The organism is Amycolatopsis pigmentata (assembly GCF_042684065.1).
Lineage (GTDB): Bacteria > Actinomycetota > Actinomycetes > Mycobacteriales > Pseudonocardiaceae > Amycolatopsis_E > Amycolatopsis_E pigmentata.
This window is the reverse complement of the sequence record NZ_JBHUKR010000008.1, coordinates 1-811: the sequence shown is the minus strand read 5'-3', so window position 1 is coordinate 811 and position 811 is coordinate 1. Positions and strand designations below refer to the sequence as shown.

At 65.5% G+C, this 811-nt stretch carries 1 protein-coding gene and 1 pseudogene; both read right to left on the bottom strand.

Annotated features, from left to right (window positions below; all coding sequences use genetic code 11):
• Positions 1–132: pseudogene (locus ACFSXZ_RS19465) on the bottom strand (DUF742 domain-containing protein); the annotation flags it as partial.
• Positions 133–157: 25 nt separating this feature from the next.
• Positions 158–565, bottom strand: a complete 408-nt coding sequence (locus ACFSXZ_RS19460) for a roadblock/LC7 domain-containing protein (RefSeq protein ID WP_378266528.1) — start codon at positions 563–565, stop codon at positions 158–160.
• Between the last annotated feature and the right edge of the window lie 246 nt (positions 566–811).

Below are 811 nucleotides of genomic sequence, written 5' to 3'. Positions count from 1 at the left end.
GTCATACCGGGGCACCGAGATCAGGGTTTCCACCAGCAACGGGTAGCGCACCGTGGTCCGGCCCCCGGTGAGCGCATACGGGCGGATCCGTTTGCTGCGCCACCGCCCCGGACTCCCCTGGGCCTCCACCATCACGATCACATCCCGAACCCGGTTGTCACTGGCCAGGACGGTGCGCGGTGAGCACCCGCCGCAGATCCGCCCGCGCCTGCGGGGTGAGCACATGACCGGCATTGGTGACAAACTGCGTCATCTCGTAGGCCACCACCTTCATCTCACACTCCGGCCCGGTCAGCACCGCCAGACCCGCCCCGGAATCAATACTCATGAACAGGAAATACCCCCGCGTGAGCCGGATGATGATCTGCTCACACACCCCCTTGCCGAACAACGACGCACTGTTGCCCGCCAACGAGATCAACCCACTCGCGATCGCCGCCAACTGCTCCGACTCCACCGTCGACACCCCCGCCGACGCCACCAACGGAAACCCATCCGACGACAAAATCAACGCATGCGACACCCCATGCACCCGACCCACAAAATCATCCACCAACCACGACACACCACCCCCACCATCACCCTCGCCGGAACCGTGGCCATCACCACGACGGTGGTCACTCTCCGATGCGCCCGTCACGACCCACCCTCCTCACGCCGTTCCTCCCGCGCCGCACGCTCCCCATCCGCGAACGCCTCAAGATCAGCCAGCAACCGCTCCCGACCCAACACCACCTCACCCACATCCCGCTCCACCACCGGACCCCCCACCCGGCCCACCCCATCCTTCAAACTATGCGACACCCGCTTC